Below are 21,860 nucleotides of genomic sequence, written 5' to 3'. Positions count from 1 at the left end.
GGCAGTGGTTCCGGCCGCACCAGCGTCGGCGGGAGCGCCGGCGGCAGGCGCGCCGCCGGGGCTTCCGGCAGCGGGCTCGGTGCCCGGCACGGTGCTGCCTTCGGTGTTGCTTTCACGGACCAGCTCAACGATCTCGTCGTAGCGCGGGCTGCTCATGAAGTTGTCCACGGAGTAGTGGACGGCGCTGGACGTGGCCGGCTTGGCGCGTTCGGTGAGGTCCTGGTGCGTGATCACAACGTCGTACGTGTCGCTGAGGTTGGCGATGGAGGCGTTGGTGACCTTGACGTCCGGGAAACCGGCAGCCTTGATCTTGTTCCGGAGCACCGAGGCGCCCATGGCACTTGAGCCCATGCCGGCGTCGCACGCGAACACGATGTTCCGCACCGGACCGGCCAGGACGCCCACGCCGCCGCCTGCGGCAGCACCTGCGCCGGCACCCGCCAGGGTGGAGGCAACGGAGCTCTTCTTGCCCTTCATCTGCTCCATCCGGGAGGTGGCGTCATTCAGGTCGACCTCGTCGCTGTGCTTGGTGGTCTTCATGATCACCGAGGCCACCAGGAAGGACACCGTTGCCGCCAGCAGGACCGCAAGGATCACGCCCAGGTAGCTGTCGCGGGAGGTCTGGGCGAGCACCGCGAAAATGGAGCCCGGGGCTGCCGGGGCAACCAGGCCGGAACCGGTGATGGCCAGGGTGGCGATACCCGTCATACCGCCTGCGATGGCAGCCAGGATGAGGAGCGGGCGCATCAGCACGTACGGGAAGTAGATCTCGTGGATGCCGCCGAGGAAGTGGATGATGGCTGCCCCAGGAGCGGAGGCCTTGGCGGCGCCGCGGCCGAAGACCATGTAGGCCAGCAGGATGCCCAGGCCGGGACCGGGGTTTGCCTCCAGGAGGAACAGGATGGACTTCCCCTGTTCGAGGGACTGCTGGACACCGAGGGGGGTCAGGACGCCGTGGTTGATGGCGTTGTTCAGGAAGAGGACCTTGGCCGGCTCAATGAAGATGCTGGTCAGGGGCAGCAGGCCGTTGTCCACCAGGAACTGCACTACGTTCCCGGCTCCGGTGCTGAAGGCCTGGACCACCGGAGCGATCGCGTAGAAGCCCAGCATGGCCAGGAGGGCACCCCAGATGCCTGCCGAGAAGTTGTTCACCAGCATCTCGAAGCCGGGGCGGATCTTGCCGTCCCAGATCGAGTCGATCTTCTTTATGGTCCAGCCGCCCAGGGGTCCCATGATCATGGCACCGATGAACATCGGGATGCCGGCACCCACGATCACGCCCATGGTGCCGATGGCGCCCACCACGCCGCCACGGGTGTCGTAGACCATCTTGCCGCCGGTGTAGCCGATCAGCAGGGGCAGCAGGTAGGTGATCATTGGTCCCACGAGCCCGGTGTTGGGCTCGCCTTCGGCGTTGGTGCCGAAGCCGCCCAATTCGGGAACCGGCAGCCAGCCCTTCTCGATGAAGAGCGCCGTGATGAGGCCCCAGGCGATGAAGGCACCGATGTTGGGCATGATCATTCCGGAGAGGAACGTTCCGAACTTCTGGACGCCAACCCGCAAGCTGGTGCGGGGTTTCGCAACTGTTTCTGTTGCCATGTGATTTCCTAACCGTCTGTCCTGCTGCTGTGCAGGATGGTCCGATGGTGACGAGCGACGTATTGCTGTCTAGCGGGGTAATGCGCAGGAGGCTGCTTCAGGACGGGCTGGTGGAGATCCTGTGCAGCCATTCGAGGAAGAGTTTGAGTTCCGAGCTCGAGAGCTGGTCTGAGTGCGAGGCCTGAAGTGCGGCGTTCAGGGCGATCGCAGCCACCACTACCGAGGACTTCCCGGTCTCGCCCGGAACCGGGCCCGCGGAGGGCTCGGCGGACACCGCGAAGATCATGGCGTCCCGGGTCATGGTGGACAGTTCGAGGTTCCGTTCGGAGGCGGGCTCCGCAATCAGCATCAGCGTCACGCCCACGTTGGCCGCCAGGATGGACCTGGCCGCTTCCCGGGGCTGGACGTTCAGCTGGCCCGCCGCCGCTGCCTTGTTCAGCATCTCCTCCATCAAGGCCTCGGCATCGGCAACGATGGCGGGACGGCTCTCCGGACGGATATTGCCGAACATCACCAGGTACAGCTCCGGCTGGTTTAGCCCGAACTGCACATGGTTGTCCCACATTCTCCGGATGTCCTCAAGCGGATGCCCGGAGGGGGCGAAATCCCTTTCGCCCGCGACATATTCCTCAAAACCCGCGGCGACGACGGCGTCAAACAAGCCTTCCTTGTCGCCGAAGTGGTGGTACAGGGTGGGAGCCGAAACCCCTGCCAGCTGCGTGATCTGGCGGGTGGAGACGGGAGCTCCCGCGGACTTTGCCAGCAATTCCGCCGCCGCACGCAGCAGTCGCATTTTGGGGGGAAGCTGGCCATCCAAACTCATAACCGCTACCCTAGCACCTATAGCATTGCTATATGAACTGAATCACATACAATTTTTTCAGGCACGTTTCCCGCCTGGACGTAGCAGTCCCAGGCGGTGCCGGCACGGCGCCGGAGATCATGACGCGCCTGGCTACCGGAAGAGAATGAGGACCTTCAGTGCAGAACTTCCCAGGAGTAGGCGTCAGTCCAGGCCGCGTCATCGGAGTCATCCGGCAGATGCCGAAACCGATCAGCGAACCTCCCGCAGGTGAACAGCTGGCACCGGGCACGACGGCCGAGGAAGCAACTGCAGCCCTGAAGGCGGCATCCCAGGCAGTACACGATGAACTGAAGGCACGCGCCGCCCACGCAACCGGCGATGGCAAGGCAGTCCTCGAAGCCACCGCACTGATGGCCAAGGACACCATGCTGATCAAGGGCGCCAGCAAGCTCATCGCCCGCGGGATGTCCAGCGAGCGCGCCATTTGGGAATCCGGCTCCTCAGTTTCGGAAATGCTGCATAACCTGGGCGGTTACATGGCCGAACGCGCCACCGACGTCCTGGACGTACGTGCCCGGATCGTCGCTGAACTCCGCGGTGTCCCCGCGCCGGGCATCCCCAGCTCCAACTCACCATTCATCCTGGTGGCCGAGGACCTTGCCCCGGCCGATACAGCCACCCTGGACCCCAACAAGGTCCTGGCCCTGGTGACCTCCGGCGGCGGCCCGCAATCCCATACCGCCATCATTGCCCGCTCCCTTGGCCTCCCCGCCGTGGTCGCCGCGGTGGGCGTGGACGAACTCCCGGACGGCACCGAAGTCTACGTGGACGGGGCCGCCGGCAACATCACCTCCCAGCCTGACGGATCCCTGCGCGCTGCAGCGGAAGCGTGGGCGGCCACGGCTTCCCTGCTGGCCGAGTTCAGCGGTACCGGCGCGACGGCGGACGGCCACCTTGTGCCGTTGCTCGCCAACGTGGGCGGCGGCAAGGATGCCGAGGCCGCCGCCAAGCTGGGCGCCGAGGGCGTGGGCCTGTTCCGCACGGAATTCTGCTTCCTGGAGCGGGACACCGAGCCCAGCGTTGAAGAACAGGCCGCAGCCTACAAGAGTGTTTTCGATGCCTTCCCGGGCAAGAAAGTGGTCCTGCGCACCCTTGATGCCGGCGCGGACAAGCCGCTGCCGTTCCTGACTGACTCCACTGAACCCAATCCGGCCCTCGGCGTCCGCGGCTACCGCACCGACTTCACCACGCCCGGGGTCCTCGACCGCCAGCTGGAAGCAATCGCCCTGGCGGAAAAGCAGTCGGAGGCTGATGTGTGGGTGATGGCACCCATGATCTCGACGGCAGAAGAGGCTGCCCACTTCGCGTCCATGTGCGCAGGCGCCGGAATCAGGAACCCCGGGGTGATGGTGGAGGTCCCCTCCGCTGCCCTGACGGCCGAATCCATCCTGCGCGAGGTGAACTTCGCCAGCCTGGGCACCAACGACCTCACCCAGTACGCCATGGCGGCCGACCGCCAGCTGGGGCCGCTCGCCAACCTGAACACCCCGTGGCAGCCGGCCGTCCTGCGCCTGGTGGGGCTCACCGTTGAAGGCTCCCGGGCAGAAGGCAGCGGCAAGCCCGTGGGCGTCTGCGGCGAGGCTGCCGCGGACCCCGCCCTCGCCGTCGTACTGACGGGCCTGGGCGTGAATACGCTGTCCATGACCGCGCGTTCCATCGCGGCCGTGGCCGCCGTCCTGAAGACCGTCACGCTCTCCGAGGCGCAGGAACTTGCCAAGCTGGCGTTGTCCGCACCGAGCGCCACTGAGGCCCGGGCATGGGTCCGGGAGAAGCTGCCCGTCCTGGAGGAGCTGGGGCTCTGATCAGGCGCTGACGCCGAACTCGTCCACAGCACGGACCCATCCGCTGATGGTTTCCGCTGCGGCTTCGGGGGCGGTGTGCTGGAAGACGTGGCCCTGCCCGGGGATTTCGCCGGCGGTGCCCTGCGGGGCAACGCCGGCGAGGCGTGCGCACCACGGGCGCCGGGCGATCGGGTCCTTTTCGCCCCGGAGAACCAGCACGGGCTGGCTGACGCCTGCCAGGCGCTCCGTGATGGGGTATTCCATCATCACCGGCAACTCCGTGAGGTACCAGCGCAGGCCGGCCCGGAAGTAGTCGCCGAACACGATGACGTTGGCGGACAGGGATTCGCTGAACATCGCATCCCTGGTCAGTGCCAGGGACTGCCGCGCCACCGACTTCCGGCTGTCATCCACCACCGGCCCCATCAGGACGACGCCGGACACCTGGCCGGGTTCCTGCAGGGCCAGGTCCACTGCCAGCTGGGTTCCCATGGAATGGCCCACGGCCACATAGCTTCGCACCCCGGCCCCGGCCAGGACGGCAGTGACGAAGGCAGCATAGTCTTCAACCTCCAGCCTCCGGCGGGGGCGGGCCGCATCGCCGAAGCCCGGCAGGTCGAGGGTGTAGACGTCCGCTGTCTTGGCCAGCTCCTGATGCAGCCGGGCCAGGTAGCGGTGGGAGACGCCGATACCGTGCAGCAGCACGTACGTAGGCCTGGCCCCGACAGCGGCAGGCAGGACCGAAGCATAGAGCTTTCCATGCAGGCCGCCGTGTTCCACATCTTGTCCGCCACTCAACTCCATCAGCCGAGCATACCGTCCACCGCAGCAGGGCACCGGTAGGCTGAAATCATGGCACTGATAGCTCCCCGGATGACCGGCGCCCTTCCGCGGGAAGATGCCGACAAGCTCCAGCGGGCACTTGCGGGCAGCGATGACATCACCGTTTTCGTGGACGGCACTGTCCACCGGTTGCCGCCCCTGGCGCGGGACGCCGTCGTCGATCTCCTCCACCGGTTCAGCCGCGGCGAAGCGGTGACCGTCAGCAGCGTTGAGGAAATGCTGACCACCTCCAAGGCGGCGGAACTGGCCGGCATTTCGCACACCTACCTCCGCAACATGACGGACCGCGGCGAGATCCCGGTGGAATACCGCGGCTCACACCGGCGCATCCCGCTGGCGGCCATCATGGCCTGGCTGGACAAGCAGAAGCTTGAACAGCAGAAACTGGAGCAGCAGAAGAAGGAATCCAGGAGGAAGGCCGGCCCGCAGGAAGCGGTGGACGGGCAGGACGCCTAGATCCTTGGCCGGCCTGCCCAGCGCCGCATCTTCAGGGCTGCGTGGAGTTCCAGCCGGGGCAGCCCCTTGAGCGGGTCCACGCCCAGGAGCTGCCGGATCCGGCCCAGCCGGTTATAGATGCTGCTGCGGTGCAGGTGCAGCCGGGCGGCAACGTCCTGCACCGAGCCGTCGTTGTCATAGAGGAGTTCCAGGACGGGAATGAGCTCACCGTTGCGGTCCTGGTCCTCCAGCATCCGGAAGTAGACCGAGCCGGAGTCCGCCCAGGCGCCAACCCCTCCCCCGGCCGAGGCCAGCAACTGGTACACGCCGGCGGCCCGGCAGTCCACCAGCTCGCCCAGTTGCGGGTCCACCGCCGCAGCCTGCGCCGCAACCCTGGACTGGCGGTACGCCTCTGACAGCTGGCGGGTCCGGCTGAAGCCTTCGCTGATGCCCAGGATGATGCGGTGGACCGGCCGGCCCGAGCGTTTGGCAAGTTCCAGCTGGTAGTGCACCAGCACCTGGGCGTGGTTGGCCCGGCCTGTCGATTCGCGGAACAGCACCACGGAATGCGTCTCGGTGCCGGCGCTGAACAGGGCGGCATCAACACCCACCGTGGCCTGGAGCGCGGTGGAGCGGTGGGTCAGGGTGGCGGCAATGGGATCGGGGCCGCTGGCCCAGCCGTCGGCGTCGAGGACCGTGACCATCTGCCACGGCCCCTTCCCCTGGACTTCCTTCCAGCCGGCCACGGCCGCCACGGCGTTTGGTTCCCCGGCACAGGCAGCCAGGAACTCCCGCTCACGGCTCCGCCGGTACTCCGATTCGGCCGTGTTGGAATCCAGCAGCAGCCCGGACAGCAGTTCCAGCTCGTGGTTGACTGCCGGAAGCTGGGTGAGGATTGCCGCCGGATTTTCCTCCGCCGAGTCCTGCTGCACCCACAGGTATCCCACGCGGAAACCGCGGACCATCAACGGGACGCACACGCGGCCCAGCATCCCCAGGTCCGCGTTGGCCGGGACCACCACGGGCCGGACGGCGGTGGCGATGCCGTGCGAGAGTTGCCAGGCACTGACGTCCGCCGGCACCTTCTTGCTGAGCAGGAAGTTCACCCGCACCCGGTCCGCGTGGGACTGGTTGGAGCTGTAGGCGAGCAGCACCCCGTCCAGGTCCTCGAGGGACAGCCCGCGGCCGAGCTTCTGCGCCACCTGCTCCACGAGCTGCTCCACACCATGCTGCATGGGGCAACACTACTGCTTTTGAGCGGGGGCGGACGAACGGACAGCAGGCGACACCTGACGCTCCAACGCTCGACATCTGTCGAATGAAAGCCGGTAAAATCCGCAGAATTCCGCGGTTGTTCTCATACGTGCGCCACCGCTCCATGTCAGCTGGCTCACAGCCGGATTTATCGTGGAAACACAGAACCTTCCGCACTTTCCGGCCCACACGGCCGAGAACCTGGAGCCCACGATGATCATCGGTGTCCCCAAAGAAATCAAGAACAACGAATTCCGGGTGGCCATCACTGCCGCCGGCGTCCACGAGTTCCGCACCCATGGCCACACGGTCCTGGTGGAGCGCGGCGCGGGCCTCGGCTCCGGCATCACCGATGAGGAATACTCGATAGCCGGTGCGGAAATTGTCAATGAGGCGGACGACGTCTGGGCCCGTGCGGACATGGTCATGAAGGTCAAGGAGCCCATCAAGGCCGAGTACCACCGCTTCCGCAAGGGCCTGATCCTCTTCACCTACCTCCACCTCGCCGCCGAGCCGGAACTGACCCGCGAGCTCATCAACTCCGGCGTCACGGCCATCGCTTACGAAACCGTGCAGGAAGGGCGCACCCTGCCCCTGCTCGCGCCCATGTCCGAGGTCGCGGGCCGGCTGTCAGTCCAGGTGGGCGCCTCCTCGCTGATGGCCCCCGCCGGTGGCAAGGGCATCCTGCTGGGCGGCGTGCCCGGCGTCCGCCCTGCCAAGGTTGTTGTGCTGGGCGCCGGCGTTGCCGGAACCAACGCTGCAGCGATGGCGCTGGGCCTGGGCGCAGACGTCACCATCCTGGACATCAACATCAACCGGCTCCGCGAACTGGACGCCCAGTACCAGGGCCGGCTGAAGACGGTGGCCTCGAACAAGTACGAGATCGAGAAGTCCGTTGTGGACGCGGACCTGGTGATCGGCTCGGTCCTGATCCCCGGCGCGAAGGCCCCCAAACTGGTGACCAACGACCTCGTGGCGCGGATGAAGCCCGGCTCTGTCCTGGTGGACATCGCCGTGGACCAGGGCGGCTGCTTCGAGGACACCCGCCCCACCACGCACCAGGAACCCACCTACAAGGTGCACAACACCATCTTCTACTGCGTGGCGAACATGCCCGGCGCCGTCCCCAACACCTCCACCTACGCGCTGACCAACGTCACCCTGCGCTACGCGGTGGCCCTGGCCAACCTCGGCGTCAAGGCCGCTTTCGACCGTGATCCTGCCCTGGCGGCAGGGCTCAACATCGCCGCCGGCCACGTTGCACACCACTCGGTTTCGGAAGCCCACAACCTGCCCCTCGTGGCCGACTGGCACGAACTCGTCTCGGCGTAGCAGGAGGCGCTACCGGGCCAGCGCGCGTGCCGCCTCGATGATCTTCAGGGTCTCGACGGCGTCTGCCGGGTCCACGGGAAGGGGCGCCGCGGAGGCGGCACCGCCGTCGTGGATCTTCCCGGCCAGCAGCCGGTAGAACTCGGGATAAGCCCCCCGCTCGGTGGGCAGGGCATCCAGGTGGCCGTCACGGCCCAGGAGCCCTGCCCATTCCGGCGACTCCACCCCGTATTCCTCGTCGAGGGGGCTGCCGCCGGCCAGAATGTACGGTTCCTGCGGGTCCACGCCGTGCTTGGTGAACCCGGCCACCGAACCCAGGACGCGGAACCGCGGGGCCTGCTGCGCGCAGAGCATGTTCATGTGCAGGTGGCTGAGGACCCCCGTCTCGTGGCGCAGCACCACGAACACATCATCATCCGCCCGCTCATCAGAGCGCCGAGCCCGCAGCTCGGCATGGGTCACCGCGGCCGGACCGAAGAGCTGGAGCGCCTGGTCAATGAGGTGGCTGCCCAGATCGAACAACGCACCGCCCCCGTCGGCGGCCGTTGCTCGCGCCTTCCAGGCTTTGGCGATGATGGGGGACCAGCGCTCGAACCGCGATTCGAACCTGGTCACGGTGCCCACGGCGTCCACCGCCAGCAGTTTCCGCAGGGTCAGATAATCGCCGTCCCACCGCCGGTTGTGGAAGACCGTCAGCACCCGGCCCAGCTTCCGGGCCAGTTCGATCAGTTCCTGCCCCTGTGCGCTGGTGACGGCGAAAGGCTTGTCCACCACAACGTCCAGCCCCGCTTCCAGGGCAGCCCTGGCCAGGGGGTAGTGCGTGGCCGGCGGGGTTCCCAGCACCACCAGGTCCAGGTGGTCCGCAACGTCCAGGACGGCGTCGCCGTCGCGGACTGTCTTGACCCCCGGATAGCGGGCGGTGGCAGCCGCCTGCCTGCCGGCGTCGGACGTTGCAATGACGTCCAGCGAGTAGCTGGGGTCGGCCGCGATCAGCGGGGCGTGGAAGACGCTCCCTGCCAGGCCGTACCCGACGACGGCAGTGCGGATGGGGCGTTCAGCAGCAGTTCCGGTCATGGAAGCTACGCTACTCCGCTGCCTTGCCGGGCGCGCCGGCTCTCCTTATCCGCTGCCACTTAAACGCCGCGGCCGGCACCCCCTGGCGGGAATGCCGGCCTTGGCGATTATGAAGCAGTTACTTCTTTTCCCAGCCAAGGGTGGTCCAGTCCGGAACCTGGGACAGGCTCTGGAACAGGGACGGGCCGTAGTTGGCAAGGCCGGTGCGGACGAAGGAGATCTGCGGGCCGTTCATGACCACGCCCATGGAGAAGTACTTCGCCATGTGCTCCTTCTCCACTTCCATGGCTGCCTTGTTCCGTTCGGCGTTGTCCTCGATGGAGGCGAGCTCGGCGATCTTCTTGTCCAGTTCAGCGTCCCCCAGGCCGTTTTCGTTGGTCTTGGAGTCGTAGTACTGCTTGACGGCGGACGTCGCGTCGGCGCCAACGGTGTAGCCGGAGACGCTCAGGTCGAACTCGCGGCCGCCGATGACCTTTCCGAAGTCGGCCGAGGCCCGCTGGTCGATGCCCACGTCCATGCCGCCGGCCTGGAGCTGCTTCTGCAGGGTCTGGGTAAAGGCCAGCGTGGTGGGATCGTCACCGAAGTTGCTGATCTTGAAGGAGACAGGCTTGCCGTCCTTCTCCATGACGCCGCTGGCGTTCTCCGTGTACCCGGCGTCGGTCAGGACCTTCTTGGCGGCGTCCGGGCCGGTCTCCTTCACGGGATAGTTGTCCTGGTAGTAGTCCGAGAACGGCAGGAGCATCATGGAACCGGAGCTGGGCTCCTCCCAGTTCAGGCCATTGAACCGGACCTTTCGCAGGGCCTCGCGGTCCACTGCGGCAAAGATGGCTTCCCGGACAGCGACGTCGGTGATCCGCTGGGCGTTGATGTTCAGGCCGCCGGCGAACAGGCGCTGGCCGCGGCGGACCTCGGCGTCCTTGGTGCCTTCCAGCTGCTTGTAAAGGGCGATGGTGTTGGCAGACATAGCGTCGATCTCGCCGTTCTTGAAGGCCGCGATCTGGGCGCTGGTTTCCAGCTGGCGGAAGACCACGTTCTCCAGGACCGGCTTTGTGCCCCACCACTTTTCATTGGGGACCAGGGAGAGGGTCTTGGCGGCCGGGTCATACTGGTCCACCTTGAACGGGCCGGCCATCCACTCCGGGTGCATCTCGCCGACAAAGCCCTCGTTGAAGATCTCCGGCGTGTTGACGGCCGGGTGGATCAGCCCGAAGAACAGGTCTTCCAGGGGGTAGACCGGCTGCGTCATTTTGACGATGACTTCCTTATCGCTGCTGCCGGCCTCGACCGACTCCACGAAAGCGTAGGAACCGGAGGTCACGATGTCGTAGCCGGCGTCCGGGCTCTTCAGGATGTTCCAGGTGTTCTGGAAGGCCTTGATGTCGATCGGTGTGCCGTCGTTGTAGGTTGCCTTTTCGTTGACCTTGATGGTGACGGTTTGCTTGCCGTCAACCATCTCGCTTTCCACGGACTCGCAGAAGTCCTTGTTGGGGCTCGCCTTGCCCTCGAAATCGACCTTCCAGCAGCCGCCGATGCCGCCACCCGACACCGCAACCGGGTTGATCGGAGCCATCAGCGCGGAGTTGTCCGAGCTGTTGCCGTTGTTGGAGAACCCGTTGAAGTCCGGACCGATGCTGCCCAGCGGAAGTGTCACCTTGCCGCCCTGTTCAAGATCGGCTGCAGGCTTCTCGTTGATGCTGATGAGCTTGGACAGGTCGCTGCCTGCCTCCTGCCCCTTGGCCGTTTCCGGGCCAGTGGCACCGCCACCACCGCCGCAGGCCGTCAGCGCCAGGGCAGCAGCAATGGCAGCTGCCCCGCCGATCCTGTTCAGATTCCTCATGGTTTTCCCTTCGTTTGGTGCTGGTGGAGTGATGGGTCGGCTAATCCTGGGGTGCATGGTGGTCCGCTGTGTCGTGGACCACCAGCATGTCCTCATCCAGCGGTCCGTCCGGGAAGAAACAGGCAAAGCGCTGGTCCGGCAGCGGCACGGGGGCAGCCTCCAGGATCCGTGCCGCCCTTGAGGGCGTTACGGGCTCCAGCGGCGGCTCCAGGGTGAGGCACTTCTCCTGCTTTGCGGGCGGCAGTGCGGCGAAGACGGGGCACCGCGTGGCGAAGTTGCAGCCCTTGGGAGCGTCCAGCGGGGAGGGCAGGTCGCCCTGGAGGATGATGCGTTCGCGGGTGCGTTCCACTTGGGGGTCAGGTACCGGAATTGCGGACAGGAGGGCCCGCGTGTACGGATGGCGCGGGTTGCCGAAGACCCGGTCAACCTCGCCGATCTCCACGATCTTGCCCAGGTACATCACGGCAACCCGGTTGGAGATGTGCCGGACCACGGAGAGATCGTGCGCCACCAGGAGGTAGCTCAGGCCCAGCTCGGCACGGAGCCTGTCCAGGAGGTTGATGACCCCTGCCTGCACCGAAACGTCGAGGGCCGAGACAGGCTCGTCAAGAACCACCAGTTTGGGGTTCACGGCCAGCGCGCGTGCAATGCCGATCCGCTGGCGCTGGCCGCCGGAGAACTGGTTGGGGAAGCGGTTGACGTGGTCCGGCTGCAGGCCCACCAGCCTCATCAGCTCCATGATCCGTTTCTTGGCCGCCTGCCGGTCCATGCCTGCGTTCTGCAGCGGTTCGGCGAGGACTTCGTAGACGGTGAACCGCGGGTCCAGGGCACCGGTAGGGTCCTGGAACACCATTTGCAGTTCCCGGCGCATGGCGCTCTTAGTCCTGGCATCCGCGGCCTGCTTGTTGCTCAGGCCGCCGATGACCACTTCGCCGTCCTGGTCCTTGTGGAACTCCATGATCTCCAGGAGGGTGGTGGTCTTTCCCGAACCTGACTCGCCCACGATCGAGAAGCACTCCCCCTCGCGGATGTCGAAGCTGATCCCGTCCACGGCCTTGACGGTGCCGATGCGGCGCTTTAACAGGGCTCCCTTGGTGAGCGGGAAATGCTTGCGGATGCCCTTCAGTTCCAGGACAGCTGTGCGCTCCCCGCGGGGAATGGCATCGAAGCGGGACACCGGTACCGGCGGAGCGGAAAAGACGTCGCGGACGTCCACGTCACCGCCCAAGGCCCCGGATTTGATGCAGGCGGCGCGGTGAAGGGCGCTTCCCGGTACTGGTGCCAGCGCGGGTTCGCCGTCCAGGCAGGCCTCGGAGGCCAGCGGGCAGCGGGGCGCAAACGAGCAGCCGGTAGGGGTATGGATCAGGTTGGGCGGCATGCCATCGATGGGAATCAGCGATGACTTCTCCGCAACGTCAACGCGCGGCACGGCGCCGAGCAGGCCCATGGTGTAGGGCATCCGCGGGTTGTAGTAGATGTCATCCACCGCCCCGGTCTCCACCGGCCTGCCGGCGTACATCACCATGATGTTGTCTGCCATGCCGGCCACCACGCCCAGGTCGTGGGTGATCATGACGACGGCGGCACCGGTCTCTTCCTGTGCCGTGTGGAGCACCTCAAGGACCTGCGCCTGGATGGTCACGTCCAGCGCCGTCGTCGGCTCGTCCGCGATCAGGACCCGAGGGTTGTTGGCGATGGCGATGGCGATCATCACGCGCTGGCGCATGCCGCCGGAGAATTCATGCGGAAAGGCCCTCAGCCTGTGCTTGGGGCTGGGAATCCCCACCATGGCCAGGAGTTCGACGGCGCGCGCTTCCTTCGCCTGCCTGCTCATGCCGGGGTTGTGGATGGTGAGCGCTTCAATGATCTGGGTGCCCACTGTGTACACGGGCGTCAGCGAGGAAAGCGGGTCCTGGAAGACCATGGCCAGTTCGTTGCCGCGGTAACCGCACATGGCTTTGTCGCTAAGGCCGAGCAGTTCACGGCCGTTGAGGCGGACGGAGCCGGAGACCTCGGCGGTTGGGGGCAGCAGGCCCATGATGGCCAGGGAGGTGACGGACTTGCCGGAGCCGGACTCTCCCACAATTCCAAGCGTCTTGCCGGCCATCAAATCGAAGTCCATGCCGCGGACTGCGTGGACAACGCCGTTTTCAGAGTTGAACCGGACGTGCAGGTCGCGGACCGACAGTACGGCGTCGGTGGGGCCGGAGAGCCCGGCTATGTGGAGCCGCTCCGCCGGCGACCCCGTGGACTCCGCCGGCCCGGCGGTGGTTTCGCTGCTCATGATGCCTTCTTCTGCACAGGTGCCTGTTGGATTCCGTTGTTCCGGGCTCTGTTTTTCCGCCCCTTGCCGCTGGAGCTGGAGCTGGGGTCGAAGGCGTCACGCAGGCCGTCGTTCATCATCGCCAGGGACCCGGTGAGGAGGAACATGACGGTCAGGGGCACCCAGAACATCCACGGGAATGTCTGGACCTGGGACGTGGCGCCGCCGATCAGCACGCCGAGGCTTACGTCCGGGAGCTTGATGCCGATGCCGATGAAGGAGAAGGCAACCTCGGCCAGGATGGCGGCGGTGACCCCGCGGGTGATGTCCAGGACCAGCAGCGAGCCGATGTTCGGCACCAGGTGCCGCCAGATGATCCGGCGCGGCGGCACACCCATGTACTGGGCTGCCTTGACGAAGTCCCGCTGCATGAGGGACATGGACAGCGAACGGATGAGGCGTGCAGTTCCCATCCAGCTGAAGACCAGCAGCACAATGATCAGCAGCAGCCAGGATGGCAGGTCCTGTTTGAGTCCCGCTCCGCCGCCGCTGGTGGCCACGGCGACAACCAGGAGTGCCGGCATCATGATCAGCGCCTCGAGGACGAAGAGCATCAGCTTGTCCACTTTGCCGCCGAAGTAGGCCATGGTGCAGCCGTAGACCGCGGCTATGAGGACCGAAACCAGGCCCACCACCAGGCCGATCAGGATGGAGATCCGGGTTCCTTCCACGGTCATGGCGTAAAGGTCGATGCCGGCCTGGGAGGTGCCCAGGTAGTGCTCGGCGGACGGCGGCATCCCGATGTTAAAGGGGTCGATGGTTTCCTTGTCCCAGGGCGTGAAGTACCCGCCCAGGAAGGAGAACAGGGTCAGGGCAAGGAAGATTGCCAGGCCAGCCACGGCTGTCTTGTTCCGCAGGAAGCGGCGGAAGATGATGGTGGACTTGCCGATGACGACGTCGGCGCCCTCCAGGTGCGCGTCCTGCGCCGCGGCTGCCGGGTCGACGGCATTGAGGTTGGTCACGGCTACTGCACCCTCACTCTCGGGTCAACCAGTGTGGTGGCGAAGTCGGCCAGGATGGCGCCAAGCGCGAAAATGACGGAACCGTAGGCGAGAGTGGCAGTGGCGGCGTTCACGTCCTGCAGCGAGATGGCGTCAATGCTCCAGGAACCAACGCCGGGCCAGGCGAAGATCTTTTCCGCGAAGAATCCGCCGGCGAAGATGGCCGGGATGGTGAAGGCGATGCTTTGTGCCACCGGGATGAAGGAAACCCGGAGGGCATGCCGGGTTATGGCCTGGTTCCGGCTGAGGCCCTTGGCACGGGCCGTCCGGACGAAATCAGCATTGACGTTGTCCAGCAGGTACTGGCGCTGGGCGATCTGGTAGGAGCCCCACCCCACCAGGGTGATGGCGACGGTGGGTACCGCGTAATGCGCCAGCATGTCCACGAATTGCGCCCAGCCCGGTTCTATCCCGGGGGTTGAGATTCCGGTGACGAAGAAGATGCGCTCACCCACGGACTCGTTGATGTTGATGGCTCCGAGCTGCACCAGGAAGTAGGCGATGGGTGCCGGCACGATGTAGGCAAGATAGCTGTAGGAGGTGATGACCCGGTCCTGGAACTTGTACTGCCGGGCGGCGGAGTAGACCCCCAGGGCCACGCCAATGACGAGGGTCAGGACGATGGATGCCAGGAACAACCTGGTGGAGATCCAGACCCTGTCGCCGAACTCCGCGTTGATGAAGGCCCCGTTGGGGCTCCTGCCCCAGTCCCAGCGGGTGACGATGGCGGTCAGCCAGTCGACATAACGCTCCCAGGGGCTCAGGTCCGGGTCAAGTCCCTTCAGTCGCATCGAGGTGGCAACCTGTTCGGGAGTTGGGCGCGGAATGCGTTCCTGCTCGAGCAGTGCGGGCTTCAGGGAACTCACTGCAAGGAAGTAGCCCGCGGAGGTGGTCAGGAAAATCATGACCACATAGATGAGGCCGCGCCTTGCGAGGTACCTGAGCACGCTATCTGGATCCTTCCGTCCTCCCCGGATCAGCGGGAGTTGTACCGCGTCACCGGGACCAGTGCCAGCGGGTAGCTGGCGTCCCGCAGCCCTGGCCGGGCGTCCTGGCGGACTATGTCGCGGGTCACATTCCAGAGGAAACTACCACAGGCCCTCAGGGAAAATAGGGGCGGACGCGGGGAAAACTACCCGGGCGTATCAGATTGTTATGAACAAATCTGTGAAGTTGATTTGACTGGACGCTGGGGCTTCTGCCCGCGTACTCTATGCGCCTTTGACCACCCGTGTGACAAGATCCCGCCACGACGCGGCCAGCCTGTCAGCGGTGATCCCGTGGACGCGGACCAGGTTGAGGAGCCGCCCGGGGTCCAGGGCGGCACCCAGGGAGCCCGCCATGAGCCAGGGGTCGGAGGTAAAGCCTTCTTCCCGGAGCAGCACTTCGATATGCCGGTGCCACAGCGCCGCTGCGGGCACCTCAAAACGGCTGCTGCCGGAGGCGTTCTCCGCCGCGAGCACAAGGTCGCCGAACTCCACCACGTAGGCGATCCGAGCGGCACCGAAGGCAACCAGCCGTTCCAGGCCGGGCGCGCCCGGCCCCAAAGGCGGCGGGCCAAACAGGAAGCGTTCCTGGAACGCCGCTTCAGAATCGTCCAGCAATGTCAGCAGGAGGCCTGCCCGGCTGCCGAAACGGCGGAATACAGTGCCCTTGCCCACTCCGGCGCGCTCGGCCAGGCGGTCCATGGTGAGCCCCTGGGCGCCGCCCTCCCGGATGATTTCCCGGGCGGCCACCAGCAGCCGCTCCCGGTTGCGGGCGGCGTCACTCCGTTCAGCTGCCGTTGCCGGCATTCCCGGCCGCAGTGGGATCAGGCTCACAGCGTCATTCTAGCCCCCGGGAATAGAACCGGACCATGGTCCGTTTAGTCTGGTGGAAGGCATGACCAGCCTGAGCCAAAACCGGCAAGCGGCGCCCCGCTGCCACCAAGACAAGGAGTTCTTATGACCAAGAGCAAAGTACTGACTCTCGTCGGCAGCCTGCGTGCCGAATCCACGAACCAGAAACTGGCGGAGGCAATCCAGCTCAACGCCCCCGAGCAGCTGGACGTCGTCATCCACGAAAGCCTGGGCAATATTCCCTTCTACAACGAGGACATCGACGTTGAAGGCAAGGTTCCCGCCGCTGCCGCCGCCCTCCGTTCCGCAGCCAGCGAAGCTGACACCGTCCTCCTGGTGACCCCCGAGCACAACGGCACCGTGCCCGCAGCCCTGAAGAACGCCATTGACTGGCTGTCCCGCCCCTTCGGCGCCGGCGCCCTGGCCGGCAAGCCCACGGCCGTCGTCGGCACGGCGTTCGGCCAGTATGGCGGCGTCTGGGCCCAGGACGAGGCCCGCAAGGCCGCCGGGATTGCCGGCGCCCAGGTCCTCGAGGACGTGAAGCTCGCCGTCCCCGGGTCCATGGTCCGGTTCGCCGAAGTCCACCCCAAGGACGACGCCGAGGTTGTTGAGCAGATCAAGGGCGTGTTCGATGTCCTTGCTGCTGCCGCACCTGCAGCCTAAGGCTTGAAATGCCCCGCAACGCCCGGTCCGCCCGCCAGCGGACCGGGCGTTGCCGCGTGGCGGCACCGTGACCAACTCTTGTCCCAACCGGTACCTCCCGGACATACGCGCCCGGAAGAGCCAGCCGTAGCATTGATCCACGAAAAAGTACCGGAACGGAATCGCGGTGCAGTCATGGCAGCAGAGCAGAGCGCCGGGAGGTGCCTCGCAAGGAAGCGCTGGGCGGCGGCAGCCCTCGCCCTTCCGCTGCTCCTTGCCTCCTGCGTGGACCCGGCTCCGCAGACACCCTCCGCCGCTTCCCCCAACCCAGGCAGCGGTTCCGTCAGCAGCCCTGCGCCGCCTCCCGCCGCCAACGTTCCTGCGCCACAACCGCAGGAGCCAGCGCCGGACGGCACTACCGCCACGCCGCCGGAACCCACCCTCGCCCCAACCCCAAGCCGGCCACCCACCAGCCCGTCGGCCATGGTGCCGCCCCACGGCATGTCCGTCCCGGAGGCCGGGAAACCACGGGCAACGCCTGCAACACAGACCCCCTCCCCCACTGCTTCGAGTCCCCCGGTAAACCCTGCGGCACCGCGGATGCTGACCTCCTACTACGTCCTCCTTGACGACGGCGGCAGCAGCGGCGTGCGTTTCGGCTGCAACGACAGCCTGGTGGGACTGTCCCGCGCCGCGCCCGGGACCGAGCCCCTGCTGACTGCCGCGATGAACGCCCTGCTCGAAGGGGCAAGGGGCGGTGACATTCCACTGGGCCCGATCGAGGTCTCGGACGTCTACAACGCCCTGGACGGCTCCGACCTGACTTTCCTGTCCGGGAGCTTTGACGGAACCACTGTCACTGTCTACCTGGCGGGCACGCTCAGCCTTGGCGGCGCGTGCGACATCCCGCGAGTGGAGGCCCAGCTGACCCAGACCGCGGTGGCCGCCGCCGGCGCCATCAGGGCAGAGGTCTACGTGAACGGACAGCCCCTCGCCGAAGTGTTGCGCCAGGATTAGTCGGCAGGGCGCGCTGGAGCAACAGGTGTTGCTTTTGAGGCAACCTTCAGCTGTATCCTGTCCGTGTGAGCCACGAAACAATCGACGCAGCAGGGACGCTGCCAGCGGAAGCAATAGATGCAATCGAACGGGCCGCCACGTCCGCCCACCGGCACGAGGAACTGTTCTCGGACCGGGCCGCGAACATCCGGCAATCGGCGGTGCGCGACGTCTTTGACATCTCCATGCGCCCGGGCCTGGTCTCCCTTGCCGGCGGAAGCCCTTACCTGCAGTCCCTGCCCTTGGACCGGCTCGCTGCCACGACGGCCCGGATCATTGCAGAGGACGGCCTGACCGCGCTGCAGTACGGGACCGGCCAGGGGACCCTGGAGTTGCGGACGCAAATCTGCGAGGTGATGGCCGCCGAAGGAATCCTGGATGCCCTGCCTCAGAACGTGGTGATCACCGCCGGTTCCCAGTCAGCGCAGGATGTGGCCACGAAAGTCTTCTGCAATCCAGGTGACGTGGTGCTGGTGGAAGATCCCACCTACGTGGGAGCGCTCAACACGTTCGAGTCCTACCAGGTCCAGGTGGAAACAGTGGACATGGACGAATCCGGCCTGGTCCCGGAGCTGCTGGAAGCGAAGATCGCGGCGCTCCAGATGTCCGGCAAGAGCATCAAATTCCTCTACACCATCCCCAACTTCAACAACCCTTCCGGAATCACTCTCGCCAAGGAACGCCGCCAGCAGGTGGTCGATATATGCCGCAACGCGAATATCTTGATCCTCGAAGATAACCCCTACGGCCTGCTGCGCTACAGCGGCGAGCCCCTGCCACCGCTGCGCGCGGGGAACCCGGACGACGTCATCTACATGGGTTCGTTCTCCAAGATCTTCGCTCCCGGCCTGCGCATCGGCTGGGCCCTGGTGCCGGAGCACCTGCAGCGCCGGTACTACCTTGCCGCCGAATCCGTCACGCTGTGCCCGCCAACCCTGAACCAGATGCTCGTCTCCGCCTATCTCCGCGAATACGACTGGAAGGGCCAGATCCAGACCTACCGGAGCCTGTACGCCGACCGTTGCCAGGCGATGCTGGCCGCGTTGAAGGAGTTCATGCCCGCGGGGACAACATGGACCAGCCCGGAGGGCGGCTTCTTTGTCTGGGTGACGCTGCCGGAAGGACTGGACACCTACCCGCTGCTGCACAAGGCGATTGACGCGGGCGTGGTCTTTATCCCCGGCGCCGCCTTCACGCCGTCGGACGATCCGTCCAACAAGCTGCGCCTCGCCTTCAGCGCCGTGCCCCCCGAGGCTATTACCGAGGGAGTGCGCCGGCTGGCCCCGGTGCTTCAGGAAGCCATCGCCGCGCTGTAGCGTTGGCCTCACCAGTGCCGCGGAACCAAGCAAAGGAGCAAACATATGAGCGGAATCATTGTTGTGGGAGTTGACGGCAGCGGAACCGCAAAGAAGGCGGCAGAGTCTGCCCGGGACCTGGCCTTGGCCCTGGATGCCTCACTCCACGTCGTTAGCGCCTTCGACAGTGACAGGACAGAGGTGTTTGGCAGCGGCAGCGACCAGTGGATCGTGTCAGACGCCGATGCTGCCGAGCACGTGGCGCGGACAGTGGCTGAATCACTGGGGGGCGGCTGGAAGGTAACGTACTCGGCTGCCCGCGGGCGGCCCGCTGACGCCTTGATCAAGGAGGCCATCCGGATGGAGGCCCGCATCATCGTAGTGGGAAACCGCAGGATGCAGGGCATCGGCCGGGTCCTTGGCAGTGTGGCGAACAGCGTGGCCCACAATGCGCCCTGCGACGTCTACATCGCCAACACTTACGACGCCGACTAGGAGTTACCGCGGACACTCCCCCTGGTGGCCAACGTCGCCGCGGGGGGTGTCCGTTCTCACGCCCTATACGCCATTTAAGCCCTGAGCGCAAAGATAAAATCGGAACAGGCCCCAACGGTGCGGACAACGGCAGACACCACTATCAAGGGGCACCATTGATCACTCTCCAGCGCCGCCAGCTCGTAGGTCACGACATCCTCCTGGCCCGCCACGGAAACCACATCTGCTCCATGCGGGTTGACCGCAGCAACGGCACCGTTGTGGCGCTGCTGGATGACGGCAGCGTTGACAGCGCGCCGAACCTCATCGCTCCGGACCTGCAGCTTCCCGCAACCGTGGGCAGCGTGCTGCGCGAGGACTGGAAGCTGCTGACGGCGTGGGCCGGAATAGCGGCCACGATGGGTGTGCTGCTGACGGCAGCGGCTGTGGCCCTGGGGAACACCGCCGATCCGGCCGCCCTCGAGATGTTCACCACGATGTCCTACGGTGCCATCAGGCCCTGAAGCATCCACCAGATGCCCGCCATCACCACCCCGCCGAATAGTGAGCCTGCCACCACCTGAGCAACGGTGTGGGCGCGAAGCACCACGCGGGACCAGCCGACCGCCGGCACCAGGAGCAGCAGCGGCGCCCACGCCGGCCCCAGCATCAGGACGGCGATAACGGCGGAGCAGGAGATGGCGGCGGCATGGCCGCTCATTTTCCAGAACGGGCTCACAGCGGCCAGGACCACCACCCCGCCCACGACGGCGAGGACCATGGCAACAACACTCCGCGGCGCCCCGGCCGCCTCCAGGACCAGCAGCCCGGCCAGGATCGAAGCCAGCGCCATGAGCAGGACCGGCGCACGCTGCTTCCTGTCACTGACGTGGTGGTCGGTGACCTTTCCGAGCCGCACCAGGACCAGCAGCAGGATCAGCGGGAGCACGCAGACGAACAGGGCTGCCAGCGCCCCGTACACCATGGTCCCGGGGAACCCGTCCTCCGTCAGGGGGCTGATCAGCAGCTGGACGCTGACCACCACAGGCGGCTGGAACGTCTCGGTCAGCCACCTTGCTGTCCTGTTCTTCGCCCGGATGGTATTGCTGTTGACAACCACGTCCCTTAGTCCAGGAGCAGCGCGGGCTCTTCCAGGATGGCCGCGACGTCGGCCATGAAGCGCGCGGACAGGTCACCATCCACCACGCGGTGGTCGAAGGAGCCGCCAAGGGTGGTGATCCAGCGCGGGATGACCTCACCATCAAGGACCCAGGGCTTCTGCTTGATGGTGCCGAACGCCACGATGGCCACCTCGCCCGGGTTGATGATGGGCGTCCCCGTGTCGATGCCCAGTGCCCCGATGTTCGTGATGGTCAGCGTGCCGCCCTGCATTTCGGCGGGCTGGGTCTTGCCGGCCCGTGCCGTGGTGGCAAGGTTGTTCAGCGCGAGGGCCAGTTCCTTGAGTGAGAGGTCCTGGGCGTTCTTGATGTTCGGGACCATCAGGCCGCGTGGTGTTGCTGCGGCGATGCCCAGGTTCATATAGTGCTTGACGTGAATCTCGGCGGCGTCGCTGCCGTCGGCGTTGTCCACCCATGTGGCATTGACGCTGGGGTTCCGTGCGGCAGCCCAAATGACGGCCTTGGCCAGGATCAACAGCGGCGAAACCCGGATGCCCTCAAAGTCCCGTGACGACTTGAGCCGCTTGACGAACTCCATGGTCCGGCTGGCATCGACGTCCACGAAGATGCTGACATGGGGAGCGGAGAAGGCCGACTCCACCATCGCTCTGGCCGTGGCCTTGCGGACGCCCTTGACCGGAATCCGTTCAATCCGCTGGTCCTGCGGCTTGCCCACCTTGCCCCAGAATCCGTCCGCTTTGTCCAGTTCGGCGTCACGCTGGGCCTGGTAGCTCACCAGGTCCTCGCGGGTCACCTCGCCGCGGGAACCGGTGGCCACCACATCCGCCAGGTCGATGCCCAGGTCCCGGGCGATTTTGCGGACGGGAGGCTTGGCCAGGACACGGTTGACCAGCCCGGTGATGGTGCCGCCCAGGGTAGGCCGGTTGTCGATTGCTCCTGCCGGGGACGCAGCGGCGGGGCGCGGGGCCTGGACGACCTCAGCCGGCGTGAGTGGCTGGACCGGTTCCACCTCCGGGGCGTTGACGGTCACGGCGGCGGAGGGCTGCGTTTTGCGCGGGCGGCGCTTGACGGCGTC

The 21,860-nt window shown here is 66.0% G+C and carries 20 protein-coding genes; 8 read left to right on the top strand and 12 right to left on the bottom strand.

Annotated features, from left to right (window positions below; all coding sequences use genetic code 11):
* Both AC5RTT_RS14555 and AC5RTT_RS14550 read right to left on the bottom strand, forming a co-directional pair.
* The coding region (locus AC5RTT_RS14555) for a PTS mannitol transporter subunit IIBC (protein WP_494145798.1) at positions 1-1,599 on the bottom strand (1,599 nt) is incomplete at its 3' end.
* A 97-nt stretch (positions 1,600-1,696) separates the two neighbouring features.
* Positions 1,697-2,422, bottom strand: a complete 726-nt coding sequence (locus tag AC5RTT_RS14550; RefSeq protein ID WP_494145797.1) for a TetR/AcrR family transcriptional regulator — start codon at positions 2,420-2,422, stop codon at positions 1,697-1,699.
* A 158-nt stretch (positions 2,423-2,580) separates the two neighbouring features.
* Here AC5RTT_RS14550 and ptsP point away from each other — a divergent pair, with 158 nt between their 5' ends.
* Positions 2,581-4,266: a phosphoenolpyruvate--protein phosphotransferase gene (gene ptsP / locus AC5RTT_RS14545; protein ID WP_494145796.1), complete on the top strand. Its 1,686-nt coding sequence runs from the start codon at positions 2,581-2,583 to the stop codon at positions 4,264-4,266.
* Here ptsP and AC5RTT_RS14540 read toward each other — a convergent pair whose 3' ends face one another.
* Complete coding sequence (locus AC5RTT_RS14540; protein ID WP_494145795.1) at positions 4,267-5,049, bottom strand: alpha/beta fold hydrolase; 783 nt, start codon at positions 5,047-5,049, stop codon at positions 4,267-4,269.
* A gap of 48 nt (positions 5,050-5,097) precedes the next feature.
* Between AC5RTT_RS14540 and AC5RTT_RS14535 the strand changes: the two genes are divergently transcribed.
* Entirely contained in the window at positions 5,098-5,544 is a 447-nt protein-coding gene (locus AC5RTT_RS14535; RefSeq protein WP_494145794.1) for a helix-turn-helix domain-containing protein, read from the top strand.
* Here AC5RTT_RS14535 and AC5RTT_RS14530 read toward each other — a convergent pair.
* Complete coding sequence (locus AC5RTT_RS14530) at positions 5,541-6,758, bottom strand: PucR family transcriptional regulator (protein ID WP_494145793.1); 1,218 nt, start codon at positions 6,756-6,758, stop codon at positions 5,541-5,543. The genes AC5RTT_RS14535 and AC5RTT_RS14530 overlap by 4 nt on opposite strands.
* 232 nt (positions 6,759-6,990) lie before the next feature.
* On the opposite strand from AC5RTT_RS14530, the gene ald reads away from it, so the two are divergent.
* On the top strand, positions 6,991-8,109 hold the full coding sequence (gene ald, locus AC5RTT_RS14525) for an alanine dehydrogenase (protein ID WP_494145799.1): 1,119 nt from the start codon (positions 6,991-6,993) through the stop codon (positions 8,107-8,109).
* Between the two features lie 9 nt (positions 8,110-8,118).
* Here the strand turns inward: ald and AC5RTT_RS14520 are convergent, their stop codons facing one another.
* The 6 genes from AC5RTT_RS14520 to AC5RTT_RS14495 form a co-directional block, all read right to left on the bottom strand.
* Positions 8,119-9,180 carry a Gfo/Idh/MocA family protein gene (locus tag AC5RTT_RS14520; protein ID WP_494145792.1) on the bottom strand — a complete coding sequence of 354 codons (1,062 nt, stop codon included), beginning with the start codon at positions 9,178-9,180 and terminating at the stop codon, positions 8,119-8,121.
* A 118-nt stretch (positions 9,181-9,298) separates the two neighbouring features.
* The gene (locus AC5RTT_RS14515; RefSeq protein WP_494145791.1) at positions 9,299-11,017 is read right to left on the bottom strand and encodes an ABC transporter family substrate-binding protein; all 1,719 of its coding nucleotides are present in this window, start codon (positions 11,015-11,017) and stop codon (positions 9,299-9,301) included.
* A gap of 40 nt (positions 11,018-11,057) precedes the next feature.
* Positions 11,058-13,301, bottom strand: a complete 2,244-nt coding sequence (locus tag AC5RTT_RS14510) for an ABC transporter ATP-binding protein (RefSeq protein WP_494145790.1) — start codon at positions 13,299-13,301, stop codon at positions 11,058-11,060.
* A complete protein-coding gene (locus AC5RTT_RS14505) occupies positions 13,298-14,302 on the bottom strand; it encodes an ABC transporter permease (protein WP_494145789.1) in 1,005 nt (334 codons plus the stop codon). Before AC5RTT_RS14505 ends, AC5RTT_RS14510 begins: the two co-directional genes overlap by 4 nt.
* A 2-nt stretch (positions 14,303-14,304) precedes the next feature.
* Positions 14,305-15,288 carry an ABC transporter permease gene (locus tag AC5RTT_RS14500; RefSeq protein WP_494145788.1) on the bottom strand — a complete coding sequence of 328 codons (984 nt, stop codon included), beginning with the start codon at positions 15,286-15,288 and terminating at the stop codon, positions 14,305-14,307.
* A 264-nt stretch (positions 15,289-15,552) separates the two neighbouring features.
* The gene (locus AC5RTT_RS14495) at positions 15,553-16,161 is read right to left on the bottom strand and encodes a TetR/AcrR family transcriptional regulator (protein ID WP_494145787.1); all 609 of its coding nucleotides are present in this window, start codon (positions 16,159-16,161) and stop codon (positions 15,553-15,555) included.
* 123 nt (positions 16,162-16,284) lie between these two features.
* Here AC5RTT_RS14495 and AC5RTT_RS14490 point away from each other — a divergent pair, with 123 nt between their 5' ends.
* The 5 genes from AC5RTT_RS14490 to AC5RTT_RS14470 all read left to right on the top strand — a co-directional run bounded on the left by AC5RTT_RS14490 (position 16,285) and on the right by AC5RTT_RS14470 (position 20,170).
* Positions 16,285-16,842 (top strand): NAD(P)H-dependent oxidoreductase, encoded by a 558-nt coding sequence (locus AC5RTT_RS14490; RefSeq protein WP_494145786.1) that lies wholly within the window; start codon positions 16,285-16,287, stop codon positions 16,840-16,842.
* A gap of 174 nt (positions 16,843-17,016) precedes the next feature.
* Positions 17,017-17,838, top strand: coding sequence for a GerMN domain-containing protein (locus AC5RTT_RS14485; protein ID WP_494145785.1), 822 nt, complete (start codon positions 17,017-17,019; stop codon positions 17,836-17,838).
* A 65-nt stretch (positions 17,839-17,903) separates the two neighbouring features.
* A complete protein-coding gene (locus AC5RTT_RS14480) occupies positions 17,904-19,193 on the top strand; it encodes an aminotransferase-like domain-containing protein (protein WP_494145784.1) in 1,290 nt (429 codons plus the stop codon).
* Between the two features lie 45 nt (positions 19,194-19,238).
* A complete protein-coding gene (locus AC5RTT_RS14475) occupies positions 19,239-19,667 on the top strand; it encodes a universal stress protein (protein ID WP_494145783.1) in 429 nt (142 codons plus the stop codon).
* 155 nt (positions 19,668-19,822) lie between these two features.
* Positions 19,823-20,170 carry a hypothetical protein gene (locus AC5RTT_RS14470; RefSeq protein ID WP_494011520.1) on the top strand — a complete coding sequence of 116 codons (348 nt, stop codon included), beginning with the start codon at positions 19,823-19,825 and terminating at the stop codon, positions 20,168-20,170.
* Here AC5RTT_RS14470 and AC5RTT_RS14465 read toward each other — a convergent pair.
* Positions 20,149-20,766: a phosphatase PAP2 family protein gene (locus tag AC5RTT_RS14465; RefSeq protein WP_494145782.1), complete on the bottom strand. Its 618-nt coding sequence runs from the start codon at positions 20,764-20,766 to the stop codon at positions 20,149-20,151. The genes AC5RTT_RS14470 and AC5RTT_RS14465 overlap by 22 nt on opposite strands.
* Positions 20,767-20,771: 5 nt before the next feature.
* Positions 20,772-21,860 (bottom strand): dihydrolipoamide acetyltransferase family protein (locus AC5RTT_RS14460; RefSeq protein WP_494145781.1); only part of this gene is annotated, 1,089 nt, incomplete at its 5' end.

The sequence above is a fragment of the Arthrobacter sp. Y3221157 genome (genome assembly GCF_059089865.1).
This window is presented reverse-complemented; position numbering and strand designations above follow the sequence as displayed.